The following is a 24,301-nucleotide window of genomic DNA, read 5'->3' on the forward strand; positions in this document are numbered from 1 at the left end:
AGGGAAATCGTGGCTGCGCCTGATTTTTCGTGTTGTTTTCGCATGGGCGCCGCCTGAAAATTTAGGCCGCACGCAGATAAGATAGCAAATCTTAAATGATTTGTTACATGAATCAGTGAAATGTGTGAAGCATAGCGTTTTAATCAAAATTAATTATGTGCTTCAGCGAGTTGCAAAGAAGGAACGTCATGATGAAAAAGATTGGTGTCGTACTGAGCGGATGCGGTGTTTACGATGGTTCCGAAATACATGAAGCCGTCATCACGCTGCTGGCCCTGGCAAGGCAGGGAGCAGAAGCGATCTGTTTCGCACCGGACAAAAAACAGGCTGATGTGATTAATCATCTGACCGGCGAACCCATGGCGGAAACCCGTAACGTACTGATCGAAGCGGCGCGTATAGCGCGTGGCAATGTTCACCCTCTTATTCAGGCGGATGCGACAGAGCTCGACGCGTTAATCGTGCCGGGCGGATTTGGCGCGGCCAAAAATCTCAGTACCTTTGCTTCAGAAGGGGCGGCGTGTCAGATCGATCCCCAGCTGAAAGCGTTATCACAGGCGATGCATGCGGCGGGTAAACCGCTGGGCTTTATCTGTATCGCGCCGGCGATGCTGCCAAAAATCTTTGATTTCCCGCTGCGTCTGACGATCGGCACCGACATTGATACCGCCGAGATCATCGAGGAGATGGGCGGCGAGCACGTCCCTTGTCCGGTGGATGACATTGTGGTGGATGAAGACAACAAGATCGTCACCACCCCTGCCTGGATGCTGGCGCAGAATATTGCCGAGGCCGCGACGGGCATCGAAAAGCTGGTGGCCAGAGTGCTGGTGCTGACTGAATGAGTCGTAAATTCGGTGCAGGCGCATGGGTGAAACGTATTCTGTTGCGCATTGTTCTTGTGCTGGCGGTGTTCTGGGGCGGTGGACTCGCCTTATTCAGCATTATGCCGGTACCGTTTTCTGCCGTGATGGTCGAGCGTCAGCTTGGGGCATGGTTCACCGGTGATTTCAGCTATGTCGCCCACTCGGACTGGGTAAGCATGAGTGAGATCTCGCCTTATATGGGGCTGGCCGTGATTGCCGCAGAGGACCAGAAATTCCCGGTGCACTGGGGGTTTGACGTGGCGGCAATCGAGAAAGCGCTGGCGCATAACGAACGTCATGAAAACCGCGTGCGTGGCGCATCGACATTATCGCAGCAGACGGCAAAGAATCTGTTCCTGTGGGACGGCCGCAGTTGGGTGCGCAAAGGGCTGGAGGCGGGGTTGACGCTGGGGATGGAAACGGTCTGGAGCAAAAAACGCATTCTGACCGTTTATCTCAATATCGCTGAGTTTGGCGACGGTGTATTCGGTGTGGAGGCCGCCGCGCAGCGCTATTTCAATAAACCGGCCAGCCGACTGAGTATGTCTGAAGCGGCGCTCCTGGCCGCCGTCTTACCAAATCCTATCCGCTTTAAGGCCAACGCTCCGTCAGGGTACGTGCGAAGCCGTCAGGCGTGGATCATGCGCCAGATGCGTCAGTTGGGAGGGGAAGGTTTTATGGAGCGCAATAAATTAATGTAGGGCGGGTAAGCGCAGCGCCACCCGCCTGAATAGCAGACCTTAATCTTCGTCGAACCCGGCGTTAAACAGTGCAATGACTGCCGCCAGCGCTTCTTCTTCCTGTGGACCGGTGGCTTCGACTTCAATCTGGCGACCTTTGGCGGAGTCCAGCATCAGCAGCGCAATGACGCTGTTTGCTTCCGCTTCGGTCCCTTCATCATTTCGCAGCAGAACTTCCGCATCGAAACCCTGCATCAGTTCAAACAGCTTCATCGCCGGGCGCGCGTGCATGCCCAGCTTATTGGTGATCTCAACGGTCTGTTTTACGGTCATGTTTTACGTTTTTCCAGCGTGCGATGACGGGACTGAACGTTCTTTCCGCGCGAACGGAAATAGTCGGCCAGCTGTTCGGCAATGTAGACCGAACGATGTTTACCGCCGGTACAGCCAATCGCCACCGTCAGATAGCTACGATTGTTTGTCTCCAGCATAGGTAACCATAGCTCAAGGTAGCTTCGCGTCTGGTAGATAAAATTGTGAACTTCTGTGTGCCTGTCGAGGAACGCCGCGACGGGTTTATCCAGACCGGTCATCGGACGCAGTTTCGGATCCCAGTGCGGGTTTGGCAGGAAGCGCACGTCGAAAACGTAATCCGCATCGATAGGAATACCGTGCTTAAAGCCGAATGACTCAAAGACCATCGTCAGCTCACGCTCGCGTTTGCCCAGTAAACGGGTGCGCAGCATTTCTGCCAGCTCGTGAACGGACATTTCTGAGGTGTCGACAATCAAATCGGCGCGTGAGCGCAGCGGCTCCAGCAGGTCGCTCTCTTCGTCGATTGCGCTCTCCAGAGAGAGGTTCTTGCTGGAAAGCGGGTGCAAACGACGGGTATCGCTGTAGCGACGGATGAGCGTGTTGCGGTCAGCGTCAAGGAACAGCAGCTGAGGCGAAAACGTGTCCGGCAGGTTACTCATCGCCTGTTCAAAGATTTCTGGCGATTCAGGCATGTTACGGACGTCGATGCTGACGGCGGCAGAGATTTGTCTGTCTGCAAGGGTGCGCGCCAGCTCGGGCAGCAGTACCACCGGCAGGTTATCTACGCAGTAAAAACCCATGTCTTCCAGCGCGCGCAGGGCCACGGATTTCCCCGACCCCGAACGGCCACTGACAATCATCAGCACCATGTTCCGTTTCTCCTCAGGACAACAGATGTGAAGGCCATCTCCTGGTTACGCATCATCCTGACTGCCTTCTGCTTCAGTGATAATTTGATAGAGCTCTTCATCACTTTGCGCTGAGCGCAGTCGACGGCAGATGGTTTTATCGGCCAGGCGTTTAGCGACCAGTGAAAGCGTATGCAGATGGGTTTTCGTCTGGTCGGCAGGAACCAGCAGCGCGAAGAGGAGATCAACGGGCTGGTTATCGATGGCATCAAAGGCAATAGGCGTTTCCAGTTGCACAAACACACCGACGGCACGCAGGGTGTCCTCTTCCAGTTTGCCATGCGGGATCGCAATGCCGTTGCCGATACCGGTACTGCCCATTTTTTCACGGGTCAGGATGGCTTCGAACACGACCTGCGGCGGCAGGCCCAGCTGTTTTGCGGCCAGTTCACTGATAATTTCCAGGGCACGTTTTTTGCTCTGGCAGTGAACGCCACTGCGGGTACATTCCTGGTTAAGGACATTGCTCAATTGAAGAGCGGAATCGTTGTTCATCATAATTTCACCTAAGCGCTAACTGTACAAATGGCCTGTTGTGTTCCACAACAGGCCTTCCTGCACCCGTTAACTGCCCGGACAATTAGTGTTGTTTCAGTTTATCTTTATGTTTATTGAGCTGTCGTGCAAGCTTATCAATCAAGCCGTCGATAGCAGCGTACATGTCTTGCCCTTCCGCACTGGCGTGGAGTTCGCCCCCATTGACATGCAGGGTTGCATCCGAGATATGAGTCACTTTTTCCACTTTCAACACAATATAGACCTGATTGATCCTTTCGAAATACTGTTCAAGTTTCGCGAACTTAGTATTCACAAAGTCGCGCAAGGCCTCAGTAATCTCGACGTTTTGTCCAGTGATGTTGAGCTGCATAGTGTCTTCCTTATCGGTTGTGTCAGACCAGCTGTTTACGCTGGTTAGACGGCGGAATGGATAAAGACTCTCGATACTTCGCAACAGTACGACGTGCCACCATAATACCCTGGTCGGACAGCATGGTGGTTAACTTACTGTCGCTCAGTGGCTTCGCGGGGTTTTCCGCGGCGATCAACTTCTTCACCAGGGCACGAATCGCCGTTGAGGAGGCTTCGCCCCCACCTTCGGTGTTCACATGGCTGGAGAAGAAATACTTAAGCTCAAATATACCGCGAGGACTGTGCAGATACTTCTGCGTGGTCACGCGGGAAATGGTTGATTCATGCATCTCGACGGCCTGGGCGATATCCGCCAGCACCATCGGTTTCATATACTCTTCGCCCTGCTCAAAGAAAGCTTGCTGCTGTTCAACGATGCAACGGCTCACGCGCAGCAGCGTATCATTCCGGCTCTCCAGACTTTTGATTAACCATCGCGCTTCCTGCAGGTTGCTGCGAATATACTGGTTGTCGGAGTCGTTACGTGCGCTGGTACACATGGAGGCGTATTGCTGATTGATTTGCAGGCGAGGAATGCTGTCTGAGTTGAGTTCAACGACCCAGCGGCCATTGTGTTTTCTGACCAGCACATCAGGAATGACGTATTCAGGTTCGCTGGTCTGGATAGACTGACCGGGGCGAGGATCGAGCGACTGGATCAGGTTAACCGCCTCTTTCAGCACCTCTTCTTTCAGACGCGTAACGCGCATCAGGGTACGGAAATCATGGTTAGCCAGCAGATCCAGATGATCGCTGATGATTAAGCGGGCCTCATCGATCCAGGGCGTCTCTTTACTGAACTGCGAAAGCTGGATCAGCAGGCAGTCGCGCAGATCTTTTGCCGCCACACCCACCGGGTCAAAACGCTGAATGCGCTTCAGAACGGCTTCTATCTCTTCGAGTTCAATCTCGTCATCGCCCATGCTTTCCAGAATATCGTCGAGCGTGACGGTCAGATAGCCTGTGTCGTCTACGGCATCGACAATGGACGTGGCAATCGCACGATCGGTATCGGAGAAGGGGGTCAGCTCCACTTGCCACATCAGGTAATCCTGCAGTGACTGGGTAGTTTCACCCTGATAGACAGGTAGCTCGTCATCCTGGTAGTCTGCACGCGTTCCGGAAGGGGTCCCGGCGGTGTAGATTTCATCCCAGCTGGCATCCAGTGGAAGCTCGTCCGGCATCTCTTTTTGTTCGAGAGCATCAACGGAATCAAGGGTTTCCGTGTCCTGCGCTTGCTGAGTGTCTACCTCGTCATGAAGATCGGCTTGCTCCAGCAGCGGATTGCTGTCCAGCGCTTGCTGGAGCTCCTGCTGGAGTTCTAATGTGGACAGTTGCAACAGGCGAATCGCCTGCTGTAGCTGCGGCGTCATCGCCAGTTGTTGGCTGAGCCTTAATTGCAAACCTTGCTTCATGTTCAGAGCATTTTTCTCCGGTTCGGCGTTACGTTACCTCTACCCTATCAGAGTCTGAAGTCTTCCCCAAGATAGACGCGCTTAACATGATCATCTTCGAGGATCTGTTGCGGCGTACCGTGGGCGATCAGATTGCCCTGGCTCACAATGTAGGCGCGTTCGCAAACGGCCAGTGTTTCACGGACGTTGTGGTCGGTGATCAACACGCCAAGCCCGCTGTCGCGCAGGTGCTCAATAATACGTTTAATGTCGATAACGGAGATCGGGTCAACACCCGCAAACGGTTCATCCAACAGGATAAACTTCGGATTTGCGGCCAACGCGCGTGCAATTTCAACACGGCGGCGTTCCCCCCCGGACAGCGCCTGACCGAGGCTGTCACGCAGGTGTTCAATGTGAAACTCTTCCATCAGCTCGTTGGCGCGATCCTGACGCTGCTCGCTGGTCAGATCGTCACGAATTTGCAGAACGGCCATCAGGTTATCGAAGACGCTCAGGCGACGGAAAATAGAGGCTTCCTGCGGCAGGTAGCCAATACCACGACGCGCGCGCGCATGCAGCGGCAGAAGGCTGATGTCTTCATCATCAATGATGATGTTACCGGCATCGCGCGGAACAATACCGACGACCATGTAGAAGGTCGTGGTTTTACCCGCACCGTTAGGGCCAAGCAGGCCAACAATTTCGCCGGAGTTGACGGTCAGACTGACATCTTCCACGACACGGCGGCCCTTGTAGGCCTTAGCGAGATTTTTTGCAGTTAATGTTGCCATAACGAATTAGTTACTCTTCTTCTGTGCCGGGGCCTGGCCCTTGCCTTTGTCCTGCAGCTGAGACGGCACCAGCACGGTGGTGACACGTTTGCCTTTCTCGCTGGAGGCCTGCATTTTTTGCTCTTTCACCAGATAGGTGATCTTGTCACCGGTGATATTGCTATCGAGCTGTTCCAGATAGGCGTTGCCGGTCAGGATGACCAGATCTTTCGCCAGTTCATAATGCATGTGGCTGGCATGACCTTTCACCGGTTTGCCGTTGTCCTGCATCTGGTAGAACGTGGCCGGGTTGCCGTAGCCATCAATGATCTCTTTGCCCTGTTCGCCACCTGGACGGGTAACGACCACCTTATCGGCGTTAATCTTGATGGTGCCCTGGGTCACGACGACGTTGCCGGTAAAGGTAACGACATTACCCTGCATATCAAGAGACTGTGTATCGGACTCGATATGGATCGGCTGTTCAGTATCGCCAGTAACAGCAAGCGCGGGAAGACTGGCCGCCAGCATCGCGCTGGCGATAATTACTTTAAGGCTGAGTTTGTTTGTTTTGAATTTCATAGGAGGTTCTAACCTTTTCAATCAGCTCGGCGTTTTTGCTGCGTAAGTTCCCGCGCATTCTTAAACCGCTGGAATTAAATGTTGTGCCGTACAGAGTAACCAGATCCTGCGACGTCACATCCTGGGTTACCAGGTTGATCTGGGCATTATCTGTCGTAATTTTGCGCAGTTGTGCGTCAGCGGTCAGGGCGTTGACTTCAACGTGGCCATAGAGATAAAGCATACGGTCATTTGTCAGTTTTGCCCGGTCAGACTTAATTGACCACGTCGGCACTTTGTCCTTATCAAACGTCGTCATCACCGGCTGGGTAAACCACGAAATACCGTCATCTGAAAAATATTCAACGTGCTGGGCAATCAGGCGATAGTTCAGCGCACCTTCCGGGCTATAGACTACGGTATCACTGTGATCGCTTTTATAAGTTGGATCGTTATTGTTGATCACTTCCGTTTGCGTATCGTCACGATCGGCAAGGTTCACGCCAATCAATATCAGTGCGACAAGCGAAAGCAGAATGATAACCCAACGTCTGGTTTTACTCATATCGATTGCCCTTTGGCCTCATCCAGCTTACCCTGCGCCAGCAGAAGCAGATCGCAGACTTCACGTACGGCACCACGGCCACCATTGATGTGGGTAACATAATCAGCCCGCGGGATCAGCAGCGGATGCGCATCCGCAACCGCGACACTCAGGCCAATCTCGGCCATAACCGGCCAGTCAATCAGATCGTCCCCGACATAGGCCACCTGTTCTGGCGCGATAGACAGTTTACCCAGTAAATCGTTGAAAGCCGCCATCTTATCGGATTGCCCCTGATACAGATGGGTAATGCCCAACGTTTCACAGCGATCTTCTACCAGTTTAGCTTTTCGCCCGGTGATGATGGCAACCTCGATACCCGATGTGAGCGCACAACGAATACCGTAGCCATCGCGAACGTTGAACGCTTTCAGCTCTTCACCATTATTGCCCATGTAAATCAGGCCATCGGACAGTACGCCATCCACATCCAGAATCAGCAGACGGATGTTTTCCGCCTTTGCCATTACCTGGGTACTGACCGGGCCATAACAGGTTGCAAGGGATGCACCCGCATTACTCATTGTCTTATCCTTCATTACACTACGCCTGCGCGCAGCAGATCATGCATATGTACCACACCCAGCAACTGGTCGCCATCGGCAACCATCACTGAGGTGATATGTCGGGACTGCATCAGGTTCAGCACATCCACCGCCAGCGTGCCCGGGCGAACGCGAATACCCCCAGGCGTCATCACATCGGCGATACCGAGAGTGCGGACATCCACGCCCATGTCAAACACGCGACGCAGGTCGCCATCGGTGAAAATCCCCTCGATCTTCATCAGGTCGTCACACACCACCGTCATGCCCAGATTTTTACGGGTGATTTCCAGCAGCGCATCACGCAGGGAGGCCTCTTTACTGACGTGAGGGATTTCATCGCCAGTATGCATAATATCGTTAACCCGCAGCAGCAGTTTCCGCCCCAGCGCACCGCCAGGATGGGACAGCGCGAAGTCTTCAGGGGTAAAACCGCGGGCTTCAAGGAGCGCAACGGCAAGCGCGTCGCCCATCACCAGCGCCGCGGTGGTACTGGACGTCGGTGCGAGGCCCAGCGGGCAGGCTTCTTTCGGCACTTTCACGCAGAGATGAATATCCGCCGCACGCGCCATGCTGCTTTCCGGGCGGCTGGTCATGCAGATGAGTGGCACCTGCAGTCGCTTCAGAACCGGAATCAGCGCCAGGATCTCATTGGACTCACCGGAATTCGACAGGGCAATCACGACATCCTGCGGCGTGACCATGCCCAGATCGCCGTGTGCCGCTTCCCCTGGGTGTACAAAGAATGAGGAGGTTCCGGTGCTGGCGAATGTTGCAGCCATTTTGCGGCCAATGTGACCGGACTTGCCCATCCCCATCACCACGACTTTACCGGCACAGTAGAACATCTTCTCACAGGCCAGACTAAAATCCTGATTAATGTACTGATCTAACTGCGCCAGACCTTCACGTTCAATCTCCAGAACGTCTTTGCCTGCTTTCTGAAAGTCAAAACCCGGCTGCAATTCTATTTGCGACATAATGCGTTTCCGTTTACCCAGAGAGAAGAGGCGAAAGCCAGTACAGCATCGCCATCCATACGATAAATCCACCCGTCAGCAGCGCGCCTGCGCCTTTGCCGATTTGTCTTTGCCGCCGCCAGCAGAGCAGGGCAAAGATAACGCTCACCAGCAACATCACCCCGTAATCACGTGAGAAGGCCAGCGGGTTAAACGGCCCAGGCGTTATCAGGGCTGGCAGGCCCATGACGATGGCGATATTAAAGATGTTGGAACCGATAATATTGCCGATGGCGATGTCATCTTCACCTTTACGTGCGCCCGCGATGGCCGTGGCCAGTTCCGGCAGACTGGTACCGATAGCGATGACGGTCAGGCCAATGGTCAGTTCGCTCATGGCGAAATAGTTCGCCAGCACCGTCGCGTTATCCACGATCATGCGTGTTGCCATTGGCATGATGATTAACGCGACACCCAGCCAGAGCAGCGCAACCGGCAGCGTGCCTTCACGCGGCAGTTCCGCGACCTGCTCACGCGTCAGGCTGTCATGACCCTGTTTTTCCGCCTGGCGGGCGATTTTAACACTATACAGCAGCCAGATGACCGCCAGTGCCAACAAGAAAATGCCGTCACTGTAGCTGAGAACGCCATCGTAAAATACGCATCCTGCCAGCAGGCTTACGATTAACATTAGCGGCAATTCCCGGCGCAGAACATCAGAATGCACGCGAAATGGATGGAGCAGCGCGGCCAGACCTAAAATAAGCAGAATATTGACGATGTTAGAGCCAATCGCGGTACCGACAGCAAGGTCTATCTGACCATGCAGCGATGCCGTAACAGAGACGATGATTTCAGGCAGGGAGGTGCCAACACTGACAACGGTCATCCCGATGACAACAGGCGGTACGCCACTCAGACGGCAAAGGATCGATGCAGCAAATACCAAACGGTCAGCACTGTAGACCACCAAAAGTAAACCAATTATTAACAGTGCTGTTGCTAAAAGCATCAAAAGTCCTTTCTTCAGGTATACTCGCCGGTCCACCGCGCGGGAATTGTTAGCGCTGCATACAGCCTAAGACGTAACGAATTCCTAATTTTGACTTTATGCGCCGGAAAAGTAAAACAAATGCCAGCTTTCGCTAACCTCTACGGCTAATATTCTGTAAAAATGTGGGGTTTAGGGCTGATTTAAGCTTCACGCTTCGCATGAAGCAGGGTAAGAAAGGAACCGTAAATGAGCCAAACGACGGCGAATTTAGTCGATGTCCGTGGGGTGAGTTTTTCTCGCGGCAACAGATTGATCTTTGATGATATTTCGTTGACCGTCCCGCGTGGCAAAATTACTGCCATTATGGGACCGTCCGGGATCGGTAAAACGACCCTGCTGCGACTTATCGGTGGGCAGATCCCACCCGATAGCGGTGAAATCCTCTTCGACGGTGAAAACGTTCCGGAGATGTCGCGATCGCGCCTGTATACTGTGCGCAAGCGTATGAGCATGCTCTTTCAGTCGGGGGCCTTGTTCACCGACATGGACGTCTTCGATAATGTCGCCTATCCGCTGCGCGAGCATACGCACCTTCCGCCGGAGCTGCTGAAAAGCACGGTGATGATGAAGCTGGAAGCGGTAGGGCTGCGGGGTGCCGCAAAACTGATGCCGTCAGAGTTGTCAGGCGGGATGGCGCGCCGCGCTGCGCTGGCGAGAGCCATTGCCTTAGAACCCGATTTAATCATGTTCGACGAACCGTTTGTCGGGCAGGATCCTATTACGATGGGTGTGCTGGTGAAGCTTATCTCTGAATTGAACAGCGCGCTCGGCGTCACCTGCATTGTGGTTTCTCACGATGTGCCGGAAGTGTTGAGTATTGCCGACTATGCCTACATTGTGGCAGACAAAAGGATCGTCGCGCACGGCAGCGCCCAGGCGTTGCAGGAAAACTGCGATCCGCGAGTACGGCAGTTCCTCGACGGTATTGCGGATGGGCCTGTGCCGTTCCGCTATCCTGCGGGCGACTATCGTGACGATTTATTGGGAATAGGGAGTTAAGCCACTCATGCTGTTAAATGCGTTGGCCGCTCTTGGACACCGTGGCATAAAAACCATCAGGACGTTCGGGCGCGCCGGATTGATGTTATTCAACGCGCTGGTCGGCAAGCCGGAATTCCGTAAGCATGCGCCTTTACTGGTGCGGCAGCTTTATAACGTCGGCGTGCTGTCGATGCTCATCATCATTGTGTCCGGTCTGTTTATCGGCATGGTGCTGGGGCTGCAGGGCTACCTGGTTCTGACGACCTACAGTGCGGAAACCAGCCTCGGGATGCTGGTGGCGCTTTCGCTGCTGCGTGAACTGGGACCGGTTGTGGCGGCACTGCTGTTTGCCGGACGCGCAGGATCGGCGTTAACCGCTGAGATTGGTCTGATGCGTGCCACCGAGCAGCTTTCCAGTATGGAAATGATGGCGGTCGATCCGCTGCGTCGTGTTATCTCACCCCGTTTCTGGGCAGGGGTTATCTCCTTACCGTTGCTGACTATCCTGTTTGTGGCTGTCGGTATCTGGGGCGGTTCGCTGGTGGGCGTTCACTGGAAAGGCATTGATGCCGGTTTCTTCTGGTCTGCCATGCAGGACGCCATCGACCTGCGAATGGATCTGATTAACTGTTTGATTAAAAGCGTGGTATTTGCCATTACGGTCACCTGGATTGCGTTATTTAATGGTTACGATGCCATCCCGACGTCGGCGGGCATCAGCCGTGCAACTACACGTACTGTCGTACATTCGTCGCTGGCCGTACTGGGTCTGGATTTTGTGCTTACCGCACTGATGTTTGGGAATTGAGTTCATGCAAACGAGAAAAAATGAAATTTGGGTCGGCGTGTTCCTGTTGCTGGCGCTGCTGGCCGCACTGTTTATCTGCCTGAGAGCGGCGGATATCACCTCCGTGCGTACCGAACCGACTTATCGCATCTATGCCACTTTCGATAATATCGGCGGGCTGAAGGCGCGCTCACCGGTGCGTATTGGTGGCGTGGTGATCGGGCGCGTGTCTGACATTACGCTTGATGAGAAAACCTATCTGCCGCGCGTGGCGATGGATATTGAAGAGCGTTACAACCATATCCCGGACACCAGCTCGCTTTCTATCCGCACCTCTGGCCTGCTGGGCGAACAATATCTGGCACTGAACGTTGGCTTTGAAGATCCTGAGCTTGGAACGACTATCCTTAAAGACGGTAGCGTGATCCAGGATACCAAGTCCGCGATGGTACTGGAGGATATGATTGGTCAGTTCCTTTACAACAGTAAGGGAGATGATAAAAAGTCCGATGCTGCCCCTGCGCAGACTGAAGATCATACCAACGTCGCACCGACACCTGGCACGACGAATTAATTTCAGGAGAAGTCATTCATGTTTAAACGACTGTTAATGGTTGCCATGCTGGTTATTGCCCCTCTCACGGCAGCACACGCCGCGGATCAGAGCAACCCGTACAAACTGATGGACGAAGCCGCGAAGAAAACCTTCGATCGTCTTAAAAACGAACAGCCTAAAATTCGTTCTAATCCTGATTATCTGCGTGATGTGGTCGATCAGGAACTGCTGCCTTATGTGCAGATCAAATATGCCGGTGCGCTGGTGCTGGGGCGTTATTACAAAGACGCTACCCCTGCACAACGTGAAGCCTACTTTGCTGCATTCCGTGAATACCTGAAACAGGCTTACGGCCAGGCGCTGGCGATGTACCATGGCCAGACCTACCAGATTGCACCTGAACAGCCGCTGGGGGATGCCACCATTGTGCCTATTCGCGTCACAATCATCGATCCTAACGGTCGTCCACCGGTTCGCCTGGATTTCCAGTGGCGTAAAAACAGCCAGACCGGCAACTGGCAGGCGTATGACATGATCGCCGAAGGGGTGAGCATGATCACCACTAAGCAGAATGAGTGGAGCGACCTGCTGCGTACCAAAGGCATCGATGGCCTGACCGCCCAGCTGCAGTCCATCTCTCGCCAGAAAATCACCCTGGACGAGAAGAAGTAATGTCGCAGCAACTGAGCTGGTCACGTGAGGGCGAGACGTTAACACTGTCCGGAGAACTCGATCAGGATCTGCTTAACCCATTGTGGGATAAGCGCCATGAAGCCATGCAGGGCGTTACGCTGATCGATTTAAGCCACGTCACGCGGGTGGATACGGCAGGGATCGCGCTGCTTGCTCACCTCGTTGCGGTGGGGAAAAAGCAGGGGGCAACCGTTACGCTTCACGGTGTGAGCGATAATGTCGTGACCCTGGCGCAGCTCTATAATCTCCCTCAGGACGTACTGCCCCATTAATATTTTCAGTGCGTTACTTCTGAAAGCCCTGACAGTTTCATCGTCGGGGCTTTTTGCTTGTTTAAGACGACGCCACTTTGCTCTAAGATGTTGGGCTTGTTTTCACTATCAGATGATTAAGAACCCATGGAAAATCATGAAATCCAGACAGTGCTGATGAATGCACTCTCCCTTCAGGAAGCCCACGTCACTGGCGATGGCAGTCACTTCCAGGTTATTGCTGTGGGTGAGATGTTCGACGGTATGAGCCGTGTGAAGAAACAGCAGGCTGTGTACGCGCCGCTGATGGAATATATTGCGGATAACCGCATCCACGCCCTGTCGATTAAAGCGTTCACCCCGCAAGAGTGGGCACGCGATCGCAAACTAAACGGTTTTTGAGCTGAGGGCGATGCGCCCGCAGCACGGTTGAATTTATAAGAGAGCACACCATGGATAAATTTCGTGTACAGGGGCCAACGCGCCTCCAGGGCGAAGTCACAATTTCTGGCGCGAAAAACGCCGCGCTGCCGATCCTCTTTGCGGCGTTGCTCGCGGAAGAGCCGGTAGAAATTCAGAACGTACCGAAGCTGAAAGATATCGACACCACCATGAAGTTGCTCACCCAGTTGGGGACGAAAGTCGAGCGTAATGGTTCCGTCTGGATCGATGCCAGCAATGTGAACAACTTCTCAGCACCTTACGACCTGGTGAAAACCATGCGTGCATCCATCTGGGCGCTTGGCCCGCTGGTGGCGCGTTTTGGCCAGGGACAGGTGTCACTACCGGGTGGTTGCGCCATCGGCGCGCGTCCTGTTGATCTCCACATCTTCGGTCTGGAGAAGCTGGGCGCGGAGATCAAACTGGAAGAAGGTTACGTTAAAGCGTCCGTTAATGGCCGTCTGAAAGGCGCGCACATTGTCATGGACAAAGTGAGCGTTGGCGCAACCGTCACTATTATGTCTGCGGCGACGCTGGCTGAAGGTACTACCATCATTGAAAACGCCGCGCGCGAGCCGGAAATTGTGGATACCGCAAACTTCCTCGTGGCGCTGGGCGCAAAAATCGCTGGCCAGGGTACCGATCGCATCACCATCGAAGGCGTTGAGCGCCTGGGCGGCGGTGTTTATCGCGTTCTGCCAGACCGTATCGAAACCGGGACTTTCCTGGTAGCAGCGGCTATTTCTGGCGGCAAGATTGTTTGCCGCAATGCGCAACCTGACACCCTGGATGCGGTGCTGGCGAAGCTGCGTGAAGCGGGCGCGGATATTGAAACCGGTGAAGACTGGATCAGCCTCGATATGCACGGTAAACGTCCGAAAGCGGTCACCGTTCGCACGGCCCCGCATCCGGCATTCCCGACCGATATGCAGGCACAGTTCACGTTGCTGAACCTGGTGGCGGAAGGTACCGGTGTGATCACCGAGACTATCTTCGAGAACCGCTTCATGCACGTACCGGAACTGATCCGTATGGGCGCTCATGCAGAGATCGAAAGTAACACAGTGATTTGCCACGGCGTTGAGAAACTGTCCGGTGCGCAGGTTATGGCTACCGATCTGCGTGCGTCTGCGAGCCTGGTATTAGCGGGTTGTATCGCGGAAGGAACGACGGTTGTGGATCGTATCTACCATATCGATCGTGGTTACGAGCGTATTGAAGACAAACTGCGCGCGCTGGGTGCCAATATCGAGCGTGTGAAGGGCGAGTAATCGTTCCGGCAGCCCCCTGCCAGAAATGACCGGGGGGTTGCTGTTCCTGTCAAAAAAGAGCCTCAGACTGACTGCTCTTTCTTCGTTTTTTTCTGGCGAATCATGCGTGTTCTGTCGATAAATTCATGGGTAATGGGATCGTGGTAACGCGAGGGCCAGATTACCCACGGATGCGTCTCCAGCGCCGACGCAATGATCAATTCACCTTTTGGCCAGGGGCGAGTCAGGGCATTTGCCAGTGTTGAAGAGCTCAACCCATTGCGGCGTGATTCTGCGGCGAGCGACGTTCCTTTTTTGCGCAGCGCAGCAATGATATCTGCTGAGTGCCAGTCGATAAATTTCATATCCATAAAGCTGTCCTTGTGTTCGTAATCACCCATGTCATTTCTACTGAAACGACGGGAGTTACTATACTCATTTCGAACACGGGTCCTAAAAAGTTCGTGTTACTTGAAGGAATATTCAGAATAAGACATAGCTTTATTCATGCGGCCTGTAAACCGATGATTTTACGTGAATAGGGAATTTATAAGCACTTATAAGAATCTCCCCGCGACGGGCACGGGGAGAAGAGAGGCATTAACGATCGCGCTGTACGGCGATGTGGGCAAGACCGATTAACGCATCGCGCCACGGACTGTCAGGAATGACCTGAAGTGCCGCGATGGCTTTATCCGCCTCTTCTTCAGCGCGCTGACGTGTCCATTCCAGCGAGCCACAGATAGCCATTGTTTCCAGTACCGGTTCCAGAAGATGGCGACCATTTCCCTGCTCGATCGCTTCACGGATCATTTTCGCCTGGTCAGCCGTTCCGTTGCGCATGGCATGCAGCAGCGGCAGGGTCGGTTTGCCTTCATTGAGGTCATCGCCGACGTTCTTGCCGAGCGTTTCGCCATCAGCACTGTAGTCCAGCAAATCGTCAATCAGCTGGAATGCGGTCCCCAGATAACGGCCATAGTCCTGCAGCCCTTTTTCCTGCGCAGCGGTACAGCCAGCCAGAATACCGGAACATTGCGCGGCGGCTTCAAACAGGCGCGCCGTTTTGCTGTAGATCACGCGCATGTAGTTTTCTTCGGTGATGTCAGGGTCGTTGACGTTCATCAGCTGCAGTACTTCGCCTTCCGCGATCACGTTAACGGCTTCAGACATCACTTCCAGCACTTTCAGAGAACCGAGGCTGGTCATCATCTGGAAGGCGCGGGTATAGATAAAATCGCCGACCAGAACGCTGGCTGCGTTGCCGAAGGCGGCGTTTGCCGTGGCTTTCCCGCGGCGCATGTCCGATTCATCCACAACGTCATCATGCAGAAGCGTTGCAGTGTGAATAAATTCGATCAGTGCAGCGATAGTGACATGGGCATTTCCCTGATAACCAACGGCTCTGGCAGCCAGGATGGCAATCATCGGGCGAATACGTTTACCGCCACCGCTGACGATGTAATAGCCCAACTGATTGATTAGCTGAACATCAGAGTTGAGTTGTTCCAGGATTGCTGCATTCACACCCGCCATATCTTGCGCGGTTAACTCGTTGATTTTTTCTAAATTCATCGCAAAAGCCGGGCTTTTTATCCTGTTTATCCCATCTTCAATGGGGTAACGAAGGGTTTCGGTTTATCAATAGTATTGCTGATTGTACTGAAAAAACGGCTCAGATAAACGCTACCGTACGTGTTGTGTTTTTTTTCTTCATGTATTGACGGTAGCACTTGTCAAAGGCTCGCGTTTTGCGTAATATTCGCGCCCTATTGTGAATATTTATAGCGCACTCTGATTCATACGAGGATGTGCGCGGAAGCGGAGTTTATATGTACGCGGTTTTCCAAAGTGGTGGTAAACAACACCGAGTAAGCGAAGGTCAGACCGTTCGCCTGGAAAAGCTGGACATCGCAACTGGCGAATCTGTTGAGTTCGCAGAAGTTCTGATGATCGCAAACGGTGAAGAAGTCAAAATCGGCGTTCCTTTCGTTGATGGCGGCGTTATCAAAGCTGAAGTTGTTGCTCACGGTCGTGGCGAGAAAGTTAAAATCGTTAAGTTTCGTCGTCGTAAACACTACCGTAAGCAGCAGGGCCACCGTCAGTGGTTCACTGATGTGAAAATTACTGGCATCAGCGCCTAAGACCTGAGGAGAGATTTAAATGGCACATAAAAAGGCTGGCGGCTCCACACGTAACGGTCGCGATTCAGAAGCTAAACGCCTGGGCGTTAAGCGTTTCGGTGGCGAATCCGTTCTGGCGGGTAGCATCATCGTTCGTCAACGTGGTACCAAATTCCACGCTGGCAACAACGTAGGTTGCGGTCGTGACCACACTCTGTTTGCAAAAGCAGACGGTAAAGTGAAATTTGAAGTTAAAGGCCCGAACAACCGTAAATACATCAGCATCGTTGCTGAGTAAGGTTTTCTCGGTCCGGTAACGGATTAAAGCCCCGCAACCTGTTGCGGGGCTTTTTACATTGGAAACCCGGTAATTTTTTCTGTAGGGAAAACGGGCATGAAGCAGCAGGCCGGCATTGGTATTCTTTTGGCGCTCACAACCGCAATGTGCTGGGGTGCGCTGCCAATTGCAATGAAGCAGGTACTGGAAGTGATGGAGCCGCCTACGGTGGTGTTTTATCGCTTTCTGATGGCAAGTATCGGCCTGGGTGCCATTCTCGCTGTTAAAGGCAAGCTTCCACCATTGCGTCTCTTCCGTAAACCGCGCTGGCTGGTGTTGCTGGCTATCGCGACCGGTGGACTGTTTGGCAACTTCATACTGTTCAGCTCTTCCCTGCAATACCTCAGCCCGACAGCGTCGCAAGTGATTGGTCAACTCTCACCGGTCGGCATGATGGTCGCCAGCGTCTTTATCCTCAAGGAGAAGATGCGGGGTACGCAGATTATCGGGGCGAGCATGCTGCTATGTGGTCTGGTGATGTTCTTTAATACCAGCCTGATAGAGATTTTTACCCGACTGACCGATTACACCTGGGGTGTGATCTTCGGTGTGGGGGCAGCAACAGTCTGGGTGAGCTATGGTGTCGCGCAAAAGGTGTTATTGCGTCGTCTTGCTTCACAGCAGATCCTCTTTTTGCTGTACACTTTGTGTACAATAGCATTATTGCCGTTAGCGAAGCCGGGGGTGATTACCCAGCTTAGCGACTGGCAGCTGGCGTGCCTCATATTTTGTGGGCTGAATACGCTGGTCGGTTATGGCGCGCTGGCCGAAGCAATGGCGCGCTGGCAGGCAGCACAGGTGAGCGCATTGATTACGCTCACTCCGCTGTTTACGCTGTTATTTTCAGATTTGTTATCAATGGCCTGGCCCGATGTCTTCGTCAGACCGATGCTCAACCTGTTGGGCTATCTCGGTGCGTTTGTCGTGGTTGCGGGCGCGATGTATTCCGCCATTGGTCATCGTCTCTGGGGGCGTTGGCGCAAAAATGAAGCGGTTGTAGTAGTCCCCCGCTCAGGCGAATGAGTTACGGAGAGTAAAATGAAGTTTGTTGATGAAGCGACGATCCTGGTCGTGGCAGGTGATGGCGGCAACGGTTGCGTGAGCTTCCGCCGTGAAAAATATATCCCACGTGGCGGCCCTGACGGCGGCGACGGTGGTGACGGCGGTGACGTGTGGCTGGAGGCGGATGAGAACCTCAACACGCTGATCGACTACCGTTTCGAAAAATCTTTCCGCGCAGAACGTGGCCAGAATGGCCAGAGCCGTGACTGTACCGGGAAACGCGGTAAAGACGTGACCATCAAGGTGCCAGTCGGTACGCGTGTGATCGATCAGGGTACAGGTGAGACCATGGGCGATATGACCAAACACGGTCAGCGTCTGATGGTCGCAAAAGGCGGCTGGCACGGTCTGGGTAACAGCCGTTTCAAATCTTCCGTCAACCGTACACCGCGTCAGAAAACGATGGGTACGCCGGGCGATAAGCGCGACCTGCAGCTGGAGCTGATGCTGCTGGCTGACGTGGGTATGCTGGGTATGCCAAACGCCGGTAAATCGACGTTTATTCGTGCCGTCTCCGCAGCGAAGCCAAAAGTGGCGGACTATCCGTTTACCACGCTGGTGCCAAGTCTGGGCGTTGTCCGTATGGATAACGAGAAGAGCTTCGTGGTTGCCGATATCCCGGGTCTGATTGAAGGCGCTGCTGAAGGTGCCGGTCTGGGTATTCGCTTCCTGAAACACCTTGAGCGTTGCCGCGTACTGCTGCACCTGATCGATATCGATCCGATCGACGGTTCCGATCCGGTAGAAAATGCTCGTATCATCGTCGGCGAGCTGGAGAAATACAGCGAGAAACTGGCGAACAAACCACGCTGGCTGGTGTTTAACAAGATTGACCTGATGGACAAAGCCGAAGCGGAAGCAAAAGCGAAAGCCATTGCTGAAGCGATGGGGTGGGAAGATAAATACTACCTGATCTCCGCGGCAAGCCAGGTTGGCGTGAAAGATCTCTGCTGGGATGTGATGACCTTTATCATCGAGAACCCGGTTGTTCAGGCGGAAGAAGCGAAGCAGCCTGAAAAAGTCGAATTCATGTGGGATGACTACCACCGTCAACAGCTTGAAGAGCTGGAAGCGGAGGAGGAAGACGACTGGGACGACGACTGGGATGAAGACGACGAAGAAGGCGTCGAGTTCATCTACAAGCACTGATGACCACAGAAGGCCCCTGTTGATACAGGGGCTTTTTTTATTCCAGTGTTGAAGGCAGCCAGCAGCTGGCGATGAGACCGCCTTGCGCGCCATTCTCCAGCGTCAGTTTTCCGTGGTGAAGCTGCACGATGCGTTGCACGATACTCAGACCCAGGCCACTACCGCCGTAGCGCTGGTCGAGACGACGGAACGGCTCGGTGATCGACTGCCGGTGCGCTTCATCAATACCGGGTCCCTGATCGATAACGCTGACCCGCGTACCGCCGTCCAGGCCGGTTAATGTCACGGTGATGGTTGTTCCTGCCGGGCTATAACGTCCGGCATTCTCCAGCAGGTTACGCAGCATCAATCGCAGAAGCACCGCGTCCCCCTGCACCGTTAGTGGGCTTTTGGCCGGCCATATCACCGTATGTTCTTTGGCTTCATGCTCAAGGCCAAGCGGGGTGATGATATTGTCTGTCCAGTTCACCGTCTCGTAGTGGCCGCTTGCCATCGCCTGCCCGGCACGCGCCAGCATGAGCAACTGTTCAATGGTATGCATGAGCTGATCGATACGGCTGATGAGTGTCGAAGCCTGCGGCGAACCTGACTGCGCCATGAGTTCCAGATGCAGCCTGATCCCGGCGAGAGGCGTGCGCAGCTCGTGCGCAGCATCGGCGGTAAAGAGTCTTTCCTGCTGGATGGTGTGATCCAGCCTGGCGAGCAACTGATTCAGAGAGGTGGTGACGGCACCGATTTCTTCCATATCGGAATACATTGGCAGCGGGGTCAGGTTGTCCGCGGAACGATTCGCCAGACTGGCACGCAGCTTGTTCAGGGGGCGGGTTATCCAGGTAACTGCCCAGAAGGAGAAGAGCAGGGTGAAGCCAACCATCACCAGGGAGGGGACCAGCAGTGAGGCAATCGCTTCGCGGATCTCTTTTTCAACGTGGTTGTTGCGTGATTTTGCCGACAACGTTTCATTGACCAGAAAACCAATCTGTTCGCGGCTTTCATGCCAGAGCCAGATTACGCTTATCAACTGGAAAAATAACAGAATAACCGCCAGCAGAACCATCAATCGCCGACGCATGCTGTTCATTTCTGGCTCTCCAGACGATAGCCCACACCGCGTACGGTTTTTATTCTGTCTTTACCGAGTTTGCGCCGCAGATTGTGAATGTGCACTTCAAGGGTGTTTGACCCCGGATCATCTTGCCAGGAGTAAATATCCTGCTGGAGGGTTTCTCGGTGTACCGTCTGTCCGCTCCGCATGATCAGACGCGTAAGCAGAGCGAACTCTTTGGGGGTGACCTCAACGGGTTGTGACTCACGCAGCACCTGCTGGGTTTGCAGATTCAGCGTAATATCCCCGTCGGTGAGTAAGTTATCACTATGCCCCTGATAGCGGCGGATTAACGCCCGCACGCGTGCCTGTAGCTCTGCGAGGGCAAAAGGCTTCACCAGATAATCATCCGCGCCGGAATCAAGGCCGTTGATACGATCTTCGATGGCATCACGTGCCGTCAGGATCAACACCGGGTTGTCGACACCGCGGCGGCGCCACTGGCTTAACAATGTGGCACCGTCTTTATCTGGTAAGCCAAGATCGAGGATCACCAGACTGTATTCCCCGCTCTGGATCAGGGCATCCGCCTCTGCCGCCGTGGCGGCGCAGTCGAGGGCATATCCTTCATTGGCCAGCGCAAGCGCCAGCCCTTCCTGTAATAACAGATCGTCTTCAACTATAAGTAGTTTCATCGCTAGTTATTCTGGTAGATGTCCTTATAAAGCCTGCTTTCGAAGCGTACCAGCGGGATACGGCGATTGCGCTGGTCGGCCGGTTCGACGGCATAGCCGGAAAGATACTGCACGAATGCCATGCGTTGCCCGCTGGCGGTAGTGATGAAGCCTGCAAGGTTGTAAACCCCCTGCAGTGAACCTGTTTTAGCGGACACTTTACCGTCCACACCGGCAGCGTGAAGGCCGGCCCGGTACTGAAGTGAACCGTCATGCCCGGCAAGGGGCAGCATCGAGATAAAGTTTAGCTCAGTGTCATGTTGTGCAATGTACTGAAGCACTTGCATCATGGTTGCCGGAGAGATCAAATTGTGACGCGATAACCCGGAACCATCGACAGCGATCGTATTGCCCAGATCGATGCCCGCCTGCTGACGCAGGATCTGACGCACGGCGTCGGAGCCTGCACGCCAGGTTCCCGGAACACCGAAACGCGCGTGACCAATCATGCGGAATACCGTGTCGGCGATCATATTGTCAGACTTCTTCAGCATGATCCTTAGCAAATCGTGCAACGGTTCAGACTGTTTGCTGGCGATAACCGTGCCGGGTTGATTAACCTGCGTCTGACGCAGGAGAGTACCGGTATAGGTGATCCCAGCCTGTTTCAGTTCGTCCTTGAGAATTGCGCCCGCGTAGCTTGCACCATCCTGGATGGCGAAGGCCAGCGGTAGGGGATCGGCGCGTTGCGTCAGGCATCCGGTAAGGGTGAAGCGGTTAAGATCGCCGGGCACGACATCCAGTTCGCAATACTGTGCGTCCGGGGAGCCTTTGGCCAGCGTACGGACCTGGCTAAACATGGTGACCGGGTAGTAAGACGCTACGCGAATAAACGCTAAATCGTCCGGTTTTGGCGCGCTGTAAAGCGAAATCGAGAAGCAGTTACGGTCAACAATAGCGGCCGCTGGCGGCGCGCTAAAGCACTGCGTCATGTCGTTCCACGGCCAGCCAGGGGCTTTATCGTGGCTGGCAAAGATGGAGGTATCGATCAACACGTTGCCATCGATCTTCTGCACGCCGGATTTTTTCAGCACCGCCACCATGTTGCGGATATCCTGGCGTTTGAAGGTGGGGTCACCGCCAAAGCGGGCGATGAGATCGCCTTTCAACTCACCGTCTTCAGCCTTGCCTTTGGTCTCAAGGGTGGTGGTAAAACGGAAGTCAGGCCCGAGCTGAAGCAGGGCGGCGAGCGCAGTGATCACCTTCTGGGTACTGGCAGGCAGCGCCATTTGTTGACTGTGGTAGTCAATCTCTGGTGCCTGTGCCCCGACCTTCTGCACCATCAGTGCAAGGTTAGCACCGGCGGGTAGCTGATTAATGTACTCATCAACATTCGCGGCCTGAACGCTGAACGTTATACTGGTAGTCAATCCGATGATAAATCTGGAAAATCGCATAATCTCGCGCTAACAACCCGAAAACAAACCGTCATACTACGGTGCATAGCACTGCAAAGTAAACGATGACCCATAGTGAACTTCGCGGTAAAATGCGTATCAAATTGAAAATTGCTGCTGACCTGGGGCGTAGCTCCCGGGTCGGTTTTCTTTTTGCTTCTGGCCCGCTCATGAGGGCCGGGGCAGGGAACACTGCTCCCAACAGGAATGTTTAAGAGGTATAACAAATGCAAGCTATTCCGATGACCTTACGTGGTGCCGAAAAACTGCGCGAAGAGCTGGATTTCCTGAAATCGGTTCGTCGCCCTGAAATCATCGCCGCTATCGCGGAAGCGCGTGAGCATGGCGACCTGAAAGAGAACGCTGAATACCATGCGGCGCGTGAGCAGCAGGGGTTCTGTGAAGGGCGTATTAAAGATATCGAAGCAAAACTGTCCAATGCGCAGGTTATCGATATCACCAAAATGCCAAACAATGGCCGTGTGATCTTCGGTTCGACCGTTAGCGTGCTGAACCTGGACACTGACGAAGAGCAGACTTACCGCATCGTGGGCGATGATGAAGCTGACTTCAAACAGAACCTGATCTCAGTGAACTCTCCGATTGCCCGCGGCCTGATTGGCAAAGAGCAGGACGATGTGGTCACCATCCGTACCCCGGGCGGGGAAGTGGAATACGAAATTATCAAGGTTGAGTACCTGTAATTCGCCTCGCCACATAGATGTTGATACATTGTAAAGAAAGGAAAAAGGCCGCATAGCGGCCTTTTAACAACTCAAGGAGCATGGCATTTTGCTCACCTGCTGACAGAAATCCCTCGTTTTACACAGAAAATGTGTTTAATTCAGGATATCCTTAGCGTGGCAGCGAGATTTTACGCTCTTTAGTTGGGCGATAGAGCACCAGCGTTTTACCGATGACCTGTACATTACAGGCACCGGTTTCGCGCACGATGGCTTCCACGATCAAGTTCTTCGTGTCTCTGTCTTCAGAGGCAATTTTCACCTTGATCAGCTCGTGGTGTTCCAGCGCTTGTTCAATCTCGGCAAGCACCCCTTCGGTCAAACCATTGTTGCCAAGCATGACTACAGGCTTGAGCGGATGTGCCAGACCTTTAAGGTGCTGTTTTTGTTTAGTACTCAGATTCATCGTATATTTTTGCTTACGTTGGGATTGAAAACGGTTCATTCTACCGCCATCTCCCTTATATCGCCAAATAGCTGCGTAGAAATTTACGTCACAGGCAAGCAACGATGAACCAGGACGGAAATGTTAAATGACAGGTAAAAAGCGTTCTGCCAGTTCCAGCCGCTGGCTTCAGGAACACTTTAGCGATAAATATGTTCAACAGGCACAGAAAAAGGGGTTGCGTTCCCGTGCCTGGTTTAAACTTGATGAAATACAGCAAAGTGACAAACTTTTTAAGCCGGGGATGACGGTGGTTGACCTCGGTGCGGCACCTGGCGGATGGTCCCAGTATGCGGTAACGCAGATTGGCGGCACGGGCCGAATCATCGCATGCGATCTTTTACCAATGGATCCCATCGTTGGTGTCGACTTCCTTCAGGGCGACTTTCGTGATGAATTAGTGCTGAAAGCGTTACTTGATCGTGTAGGTGACAGTAAGGTCCAGGTTGTCATGTCAGATATGGCACCAAATATGTGTGGAACACCGGCGGTGGATATCCCCCGCGCCATGTATCTGGTGGAGCTAGCGTTAGAAATGTGTCGTGATGTACTAGCGCCTGGTGGTAGTTTTGTTGTGAAGGTGTTTCAGGGCGAAGGTTTCGAGGAGTACCTTAAGGAAATTCGCTCCCTGTTTGCGAAGGTCAAAGTTCGTAAGCCGGACTCTTCCCGGGCCCGTTCCCGTGAAGTGTATATTGTAGCGACCGGGCGAAAATGATAGCTGGTGGATTTCAGACGAAAGTTT

The 24,301-nt window shown here is 53.6% G+C and carries 32 protein-coding genes; 15 read left to right on the forward strand and 17 right to left on the reverse strand.

What is annotated here, in order from left to right:
• Positions 1 to 191 precede the first annotated feature (191 nt).
• Both elbB and mtgA read left to right on the forward strand, forming a co-directional pair.
• On the forward strand, positions 192 to 845 hold the full coding sequence (gene elbB, locus NQ842_RS03590; RefSeq protein ID WP_014833459.1) for an isoprenoid biosynthesis glyoxalase ElbB: 654 nt from the start codon (positions 192 to 194) through the stop codon (positions 843 to 845).
• Positions 842 to 1,567, forward strand: a complete 726-nt coding sequence (gene mtgA, locus NQ842_RS03595) for a monofunctional biosynthetic peptidoglycan transglycosylase (protein ID WP_047361203.1) — start codon at positions 842 to 844, stop codon at positions 1,565 to 1,567. Before elbB ends, mtgA begins: the two co-directional genes overlap by 4 nt.
• Before the next feature lie 39 nt (positions 1,568 to 1,606).
• Here mtgA and npr read toward each other — a convergent pair whose 3' ends face one another.
• The 11 genes from npr to NQ842_RS03650 all read right to left on the reverse strand — a co-directional run bounded on the left by npr (position 1,607) and on the right by NQ842_RS03650 (position 9,526).
• Positions 1,607 to 1,879 (reverse strand): PTS phosphocarrier protein NPr, encoded by a 273-nt coding sequence (gene npr / locus NQ842_RS03600; RefSeq protein WP_003861872.1) that lies wholly within the window; start codon positions 1,877 to 1,879, stop codon positions 1,607 to 1,609.
• Positions 1,876 to 2,730, reverse strand: a complete 855-nt coding sequence (rapZ, locus tag NQ842_RS03605; protein ID WP_013098945.1) for an RNase adapter RapZ — start codon at positions 2,728 to 2,730, stop codon at positions 1,876 to 1,878. The genes npr and rapZ overlap by 4 nt, the downstream gene beginning before the upstream one ends.
• 45 nt (positions 2,731 to 2,775) lie before the next feature.
• Positions 2,776 to 3,267, reverse strand: a complete 492-nt coding sequence (gene ptsN, locus NQ842_RS03610) for a PTS IIA-like nitrogen regulatory protein PtsN (RefSeq protein ID WP_014833457.1) — start codon at positions 3,265 to 3,267, stop codon at positions 2,776 to 2,778.
• 82 nt (positions 3,268 to 3,349) lie between these two features.
• A complete protein-coding gene (gene hpf, locus NQ842_RS03615) occupies positions 3,350 to 3,637 on the reverse strand; it encodes a ribosome hibernation promoting factor (protein ID WP_013098943.1) in 288 nt (95 codons plus the stop codon).
• Positions 3,638 to 3,659: 22 nt separating this feature from the next.
• Positions 3,660 to 5,093 carry an RNA polymerase factor sigma-54 gene (rpoN, locus tag NQ842_RS03620; RefSeq protein ID WP_046887331.1) on the reverse strand — a complete coding sequence of 478 codons (1,434 nt, stop codon included), beginning with the start codon at positions 5,091 to 5,093 and terminating at the stop codon, positions 3,660 to 3,662.
• A 47-nt stretch (positions 5,094 to 5,140) separates the two neighbouring features.
• On the reverse strand, positions 5,141 to 5,866 hold the full coding sequence (lptB, locus tag NQ842_RS03625; RefSeq protein WP_013098941.1) for an LPS export ABC transporter ATP-binding protein: 726 nt from the start codon (positions 5,864 to 5,866) through the stop codon (positions 5,141 to 5,143).
• A gap of 6 nt (positions 5,867 to 5,872) precedes the next feature.
• Positions 5,873 to 6,427: a lipopolysaccharide ABC transporter substrate-binding protein LptA gene (gene lptA, locus NQ842_RS03630; protein WP_014833455.1), complete on the reverse strand. Its 555-nt coding sequence runs from the start codon at positions 6,425 to 6,427 to the stop codon at positions 5,873 to 5,875.
• Complete coding sequence (gene lptC / locus NQ842_RS03635; RefSeq protein WP_047361205.1) at positions 6,396 to 6,971, reverse strand: LPS export ABC transporter periplasmic protein LptC; 576 nt, start codon at positions 6,969 to 6,971, stop codon at positions 6,396 to 6,398. The genes lptA and lptC overlap by 32 nt, the downstream gene beginning before the upstream one ends.
• On the reverse strand, positions 6,968 to 7,534 hold the full coding sequence (gene kdsC / locus NQ842_RS03640) for a 3-deoxy-manno-octulosonate-8-phosphatase KdsC (protein ID WP_014833453.1): 567 nt from the start codon (positions 7,532 to 7,534) through the stop codon (positions 6,968 to 6,970). Before kdsC ends, lptC begins: the two co-directional genes overlap by 4 nt.
• A 14-nt stretch (positions 7,535 to 7,548) precedes the next feature.
• On the reverse strand, positions 7,549 to 8,535 hold the full coding sequence (gene kdsD, locus NQ842_RS03645) for an arabinose-5-phosphate isomerase KdsD (RefSeq protein ID WP_014833452.1): 987 nt from the start codon (positions 8,533 to 8,535) through the stop codon (positions 7,549 to 7,551).
• Positions 8,536 to 8,548: 13 nt separating this feature from the next.
• Positions 8,549 to 9,526 carry a calcium/sodium antiporter gene (locus NQ842_RS03650; RefSeq protein WP_014833451.1) on the reverse strand — a complete coding sequence of 326 codons (978 nt, stop codon included), beginning with the start codon at positions 9,524 to 9,526 and terminating at the stop codon, positions 8,549 to 8,551.
• Positions 9,527 to 9,754: 228 nt separating this feature from the next.
• Between NQ842_RS03650 and mlaF the strand changes: the two genes are divergently transcribed.
• The 7 genes from mlaF (at position 9,755) to murA (ending at position 14,548) form a co-directional block, all read left to right on the forward strand.
• Complete coding sequence (gene mlaF / locus NQ842_RS03655) at positions 9,755 to 10,567, forward strand: phospholipid ABC transporter ATP-binding protein MlaF (protein WP_046887333.1); 813 nt, start codon at positions 9,755 to 9,757, stop codon at positions 10,565 to 10,567.
• 7 nt (positions 10,568 to 10,574) lie between these two features.
• Positions 10,575 to 11,357 (forward strand): lipid asymmetry maintenance ABC transporter permease subunit MlaE, encoded by a 783-nt coding sequence (mlaE, locus tag NQ842_RS03660; protein ID WP_008501454.1) that lies wholly within the window; start codon positions 10,575 to 10,577, stop codon positions 11,355 to 11,357.
• 4 nt (positions 11,358 to 11,361) lie between these two features.
• Positions 11,362 to 11,910 (forward strand): outer membrane lipid asymmetry maintenance protein MlaD, encoded by a 549-nt coding sequence (gene mlaD, locus NQ842_RS03665; protein ID WP_014833448.1) that lies wholly within the window; start codon positions 11,362 to 11,364, stop codon positions 11,908 to 11,910.
• An 18-nt stretch (positions 11,911 to 11,928) separates the two neighbouring features.
• A complete protein-coding gene (mlaC, locus tag NQ842_RS03670; protein ID WP_013098933.1) occupies positions 11,929 to 12,564 on the forward strand; it encodes a phospholipid-binding protein MlaC in 636 nt (211 codons plus the stop codon).
• Entirely contained in the window at positions 12,564 to 12,857 is a 294-nt protein-coding gene (gene mlaB / locus NQ842_RS03675) for a lipid asymmetry maintenance protein MlaB (RefSeq protein WP_257256503.1), read from the forward strand. The genes mlaC and mlaB overlap by 1 nt, the downstream gene beginning before the upstream one ends.
• Before the next feature lie 126 nt (positions 12,858 to 12,983).
• Positions 12,984 to 13,238 (forward strand): BolA family iron metabolism protein IbaG, encoded by a 255-nt coding sequence (gene ibaG, locus NQ842_RS03680; protein ID WP_008501458.1) that lies wholly within the window; start codon positions 12,984 to 12,986, stop codon positions 13,236 to 13,238.
• A gap of 50 nt (positions 13,239 to 13,288) precedes the next feature.
• Positions 13,289 to 14,548, forward strand: coding sequence for a UDP-N-acetylglucosamine 1-carboxyvinyltransferase (murA, locus tag NQ842_RS03685; RefSeq protein ID WP_014833446.1), 1,260 nt, complete (start codon positions 13,289 to 13,291; stop codon positions 14,546 to 14,548).
• A gap of 62 nt (positions 14,549 to 14,610) precedes the next feature.
• On the opposite strand, the gene sfsB is transcribed toward murA, so the two are convergent.
• Together sfsB and ispB are read right to left on the reverse strand one after the other, a co-directional pair.
• The gene (gene sfsB, locus NQ842_RS03690; RefSeq protein WP_014833445.1) at positions 14,611 to 14,898 is read right to left on the reverse strand and encodes a DNA-binding transcriptional regulator SfsB; all 288 of its coding nucleotides are present in this window, start codon (positions 14,896 to 14,898) and stop codon (positions 14,611 to 14,613) included.
• 229 nt (positions 14,899 to 15,127) lie between these two features.
• Positions 15,128 to 16,099 (reverse strand): octaprenyl diphosphate synthase, encoded by a 972-nt coding sequence (gene ispB, locus NQ842_RS03695; RefSeq protein ID WP_014833444.1) that lies wholly within the window; start codon positions 16,097 to 16,099, stop codon positions 15,128 to 15,130.
• A 257-nt stretch (positions 16,100 to 16,356) separates the two neighbouring features.
• Here ispB and rplU point away from each other — a divergent pair, with 257 nt between their 5' ends.
• From rplU to cgtA, 4 genes are all read left to right on the forward strand, one after another.
• Positions 16,357 to 16,668 (forward strand): 50S ribosomal protein L21, encoded by a 312-nt coding sequence (gene rplU / locus NQ842_RS03700; RefSeq protein WP_003025032.1) that lies wholly within the window; start codon positions 16,357 to 16,359, stop codon positions 16,666 to 16,668.
• Positions 16,669 to 16,687: 19 nt separating this feature from the next.
• Positions 16,688 to 16,945, forward strand: a complete 258-nt coding sequence (rpmA, locus tag NQ842_RS03705; RefSeq protein ID WP_004385076.1) for a 50S ribosomal protein L27 — start codon at positions 16,688 to 16,690, stop codon at positions 16,943 to 16,945.
• 96 nt (positions 16,946 to 17,041) lie between these two features.
• Positions 17,042 to 18,007 (forward strand): DMT family transporter, encoded by a 966-nt coding sequence (locus NQ842_RS03710; protein WP_014833443.1) that lies wholly within the window; start codon positions 17,042 to 17,044, stop codon positions 18,005 to 18,007.
• A gap of 15 nt (positions 18,008 to 18,022) precedes the next feature.
• Positions 18,023 to 19,195, forward strand: a complete 1,173-nt coding sequence (cgtA, locus tag NQ842_RS03715) for an Obg family GTPase CgtA (protein WP_013098927.1) — start codon at positions 18,023 to 18,025, stop codon at positions 19,193 to 19,195.
• Positions 19,196 to 19,232: 37 nt separating this feature from the next.
• On the opposite strand, the gene pmrB is transcribed toward cgtA, so the two are convergent.
• Genes pmrB through dacB form a run of 3 tightly spaced genes read right to left on the reverse strand, consistent with a single transcriptional unit; the run spans position 19,233 to position 22,371 of the window.
• Positions 19,233 to 20,276, reverse strand: coding sequence for a two-component system sensor histidine kinase PmrB (gene pmrB / locus NQ842_RS03720; RefSeq protein ID WP_050859749.1), 1,044 nt, complete (start codon positions 20,274 to 20,276; stop codon positions 19,233 to 19,235).
• The gene (pmrA, locus tag NQ842_RS03725) at positions 20,273 to 20,935 is read right to left on the reverse strand and encodes a two-component system response regulator PmrA (RefSeq protein ID WP_014833440.1); all 663 of its coding nucleotides are present in this window, start codon (positions 20,933 to 20,935) and stop codon (positions 20,273 to 20,275) included. Before pmrA ends, pmrB begins: the two co-directional genes overlap by 4 nt.
• A 2-nt stretch (positions 20,936 to 20,937) precedes the next feature.
• Positions 20,938 to 22,371, reverse strand: a complete 1,434-nt coding sequence (dacB, locus tag NQ842_RS03730; protein WP_257256505.1) for a serine-type D-Ala-D-Ala carboxypeptidase — start codon at positions 22,369 to 22,371, stop codon at positions 20,938 to 20,940.
• 227 nt (positions 22,372 to 22,598) lie between these two features.
• On the opposite strand from dacB, the gene greA reads away from it, so the two are divergent.
• Positions 22,599 to 23,075 carry a transcription elongation factor GreA gene (gene greA, locus NQ842_RS03735; RefSeq protein WP_013098923.1) on the forward strand — a complete coding sequence of 159 codons (477 nt, stop codon included), beginning with the start codon at positions 22,599 to 22,601 and terminating at the stop codon, positions 23,073 to 23,075.
• A gap of 151 nt (positions 23,076 to 23,226) precedes the next feature.
• Here greA and yhbY read toward each other — a convergent pair whose 3' ends face one another.
• Entirely contained in the window at positions 23,227 to 23,520 is a 294-nt protein-coding gene (gene yhbY, locus NQ842_RS03740) for a ribosome assembly RNA-binding protein YhbY (protein WP_014833438.1), read from the reverse strand.
• Between the two features lie 127 nt (positions 23,521 to 23,647).
• On the opposite strand from yhbY, the gene rlmE reads away from it, so the two are divergent.
• Positions 23,648 to 24,274: a 23S rRNA (uridine(2552)-2'-O)-methyltransferase RlmE gene (gene rlmE / locus NQ842_RS03745; RefSeq protein ID WP_003861812.1), complete on the forward strand. Its 627-nt coding sequence runs from the start codon at positions 23,648 to 23,650 to the stop codon at positions 24,272 to 24,274.
• The last annotated feature ends 27 nt before the right edge of the window (positions 24,275 to 24,301 follow it).

This window comes from Enterobacter cloacae complex sp. R_G8, from assembly GCF_024599795.1.
Classification (GTDB): Bacteria; Pseudomonadota; Gammaproteobacteria; order Enterobacterales; family Enterobacteriaceae; genus Enterobacter; species Enterobacter dissolvens.

Bases quoted from the DNA above. Each gene is read 5' to 3' on its own strand.
- elbB (WP_014833459.1), top strand. From the start codon at position 192: ATGAAAAAGATTGGTGTCGTACTGAGCGGATGCGGTGTTTACGATGGT.
- mtgA (WP_047361203.1), top strand. From the start codon at position 842: ATGAGTCGTAAATTCGGTGCAGGCGCATGGGTGAAACGTATTCTGTTG.
- npr (WP_003861872.1), bottom strand. From the start codon at position 1,879: ATGACCGTAAAACAGACCGTTGAGATCACCAATAAGCTGGGCATGCAC.
- rapZ (WP_013098945.1), bottom strand. From the start codon at position 2,730: ATGGTGCTGATGATTGTCAGTGGCCGTTCGGGGTCGGGGAAATCCGTG.
- ptsN (WP_014833457.1), bottom strand. From the start codon at position 3,267: ATGATGAACAACGATTCCGCTCTTCAATTGAGCAATGTCCTTAACCAG.
- hpf (WP_013098943.1), bottom strand. From the start codon at position 3,637: ATGCAGCTCAACATCACTGGACAAAACGTCGAGATTACTGAGGCCTTG.
- rpoN (WP_046887331.1), bottom strand. From the start codon at position 5,093: ATGAAGCAAGGTTTGCAATTAAGGCTCAGCCAACAACTGGCGATGACG.
- lptB (WP_013098941.1), bottom strand. From the start codon at position 5,866: ATGGCAACATTAACTGCAAAAAATCTCGCTAAGGCCTACAAGGGCCGC.
- lptA (WP_014833455.1), bottom strand. From the start codon at position 6,427: ATGAAATTCAAAACAAACAAACTCAGCCTTAAAGTAATTATCGCCAGC.
- lptC (WP_047361205.1), bottom strand. From the start codon at position 6,971: ATGAGTAAAACCAGACGTTGGGTTATCATTCTGCTTTCGCTTGTCGCA.
- kdsC (WP_014833453.1), bottom strand. From the start codon at position 7,534: ATGAGTAATGCGGGTGCATCCCTTGCAACCTGTTATGGCCCGGTCAGT.
- kdsD (WP_014833452.1), bottom strand. From the start codon at position 8,535: ATGTCGCAAATAGAATTGCAGCCGGGTTTTGACTTTCAGAAAGCAGGC.
- NQ842_RS03650 (WP_014833451.1), bottom strand. From the start codon at position 9,526: ATGCTTTTAGCAACAGCACTGTTAATAATTGGTTTACTTTTGGTGGTC.
- mlaF (WP_046887333.1), top strand. From the start codon at position 9,755: ATGAGCCAAACGACGGCGAATTTAGTCGATGTCCGTGGGGTGAGTTTT.
- mlaE (WP_008501454.1), top strand. From the start codon at position 10,575: ATGCTGTTAAATGCGTTGGCCGCTCTTGGACACCGTGGCATAAAAACC.
- mlaD (WP_014833448.1), top strand. From the start codon at position 11,362: ATGCAAACGAGAAAAAATGAAATTTGGGTCGGCGTGTTCCTGTTGCTG.
- mlaC (WP_013098933.1), top strand. From the start codon at position 11,929: ATGTTTAAACGACTGTTAATGGTTGCCATGCTGGTTATTGCCCCTCTC.
- mlaB (WP_257256503.1), top strand. From the start codon at position 12,564: ATGTCGCAGCAACTGAGCTGGTCACGTGAGGGCGAGACGTTAACACTG.
- ibaG (WP_008501458.1), top strand. From the start codon at position 12,984: ATGGAAAATCATGAAATCCAGACAGTGCTGATGAATGCACTCTCCCTT.
- murA (WP_014833446.1), top strand. From the start codon at position 13,289: ATGGATAAATTTCGTGTACAGGGGCCAACGCGCCTCCAGGGCGAAGTC.
- sfsB (WP_014833445.1), bottom strand. From the start codon at position 14,898: ATGGATATGAAATTTATCGACTGGCACTCAGCAGATATCATTGCTGCG.
- ispB (WP_014833444.1), bottom strand. From the start codon at position 16,099: ATGAATTTAGAAAAAATCAACGAGTTAACCGCGCAAGATATGGCGGGT.
- rplU (WP_003025032.1), top strand. From the start codon at position 16,357: ATGTACGCGGTTTTCCAAAGTGGTGGTAAACAACACCGAGTAAGCGAA.
- rpmA (WP_004385076.1), top strand. From the start codon at position 16,688: ATGGCACATAAAAAGGCTGGCGGCTCCACACGTAACGGTCGCGATTCA.
- NQ842_RS03710 (WP_014833443.1), top strand. From the start codon at position 17,042: ATGAAGCAGCAGGCCGGCATTGGTATTCTTTTGGCGCTCACAACCGCA.
- cgtA (WP_013098927.1), top strand. From the start codon at position 18,023: ATGAAGTTTGTTGATGAAGCGACGATCCTGGTCGTGGCAGGTGATGGC.
- pmrB (WP_050859749.1), bottom strand. From the start codon at position 20,276: ATGAACAGCATGCGTCGGCGATTGATGGTTCTGCTGGCGGTTATTCTG.
- pmrA (WP_014833440.1), bottom strand. From the start codon at position 20,935: ATGAAACTACTTATAGTTGAAGACGATCTGTTATTACAGGAAGGGCTG.
- dacB (WP_257256505.1), bottom strand. From the start codon at position 22,371: ATGCGATTTTCCAGATTTATCATCGGATTGACTACCAGTATAACGTTC.
- greA (WP_013098923.1), top strand. From the start codon at position 22,599: ATGCAAGCTATTCCGATGACCTTACGTGGTGCCGAAAAACTGCGCGAA.
- yhbY (WP_014833438.1), bottom strand. From the start codon at position 23,520: ATGAATCTGAGTACTAAACAAAAACAGCACCTTAAAGGTCTGGCACAT.
- rlmE (WP_003861812.1), top strand. From the start codon at position 23,648: ATGACAGGTAAAAAGCGTTCTGCCAGTTCCAGCCGCTGGCTTCAGGAA.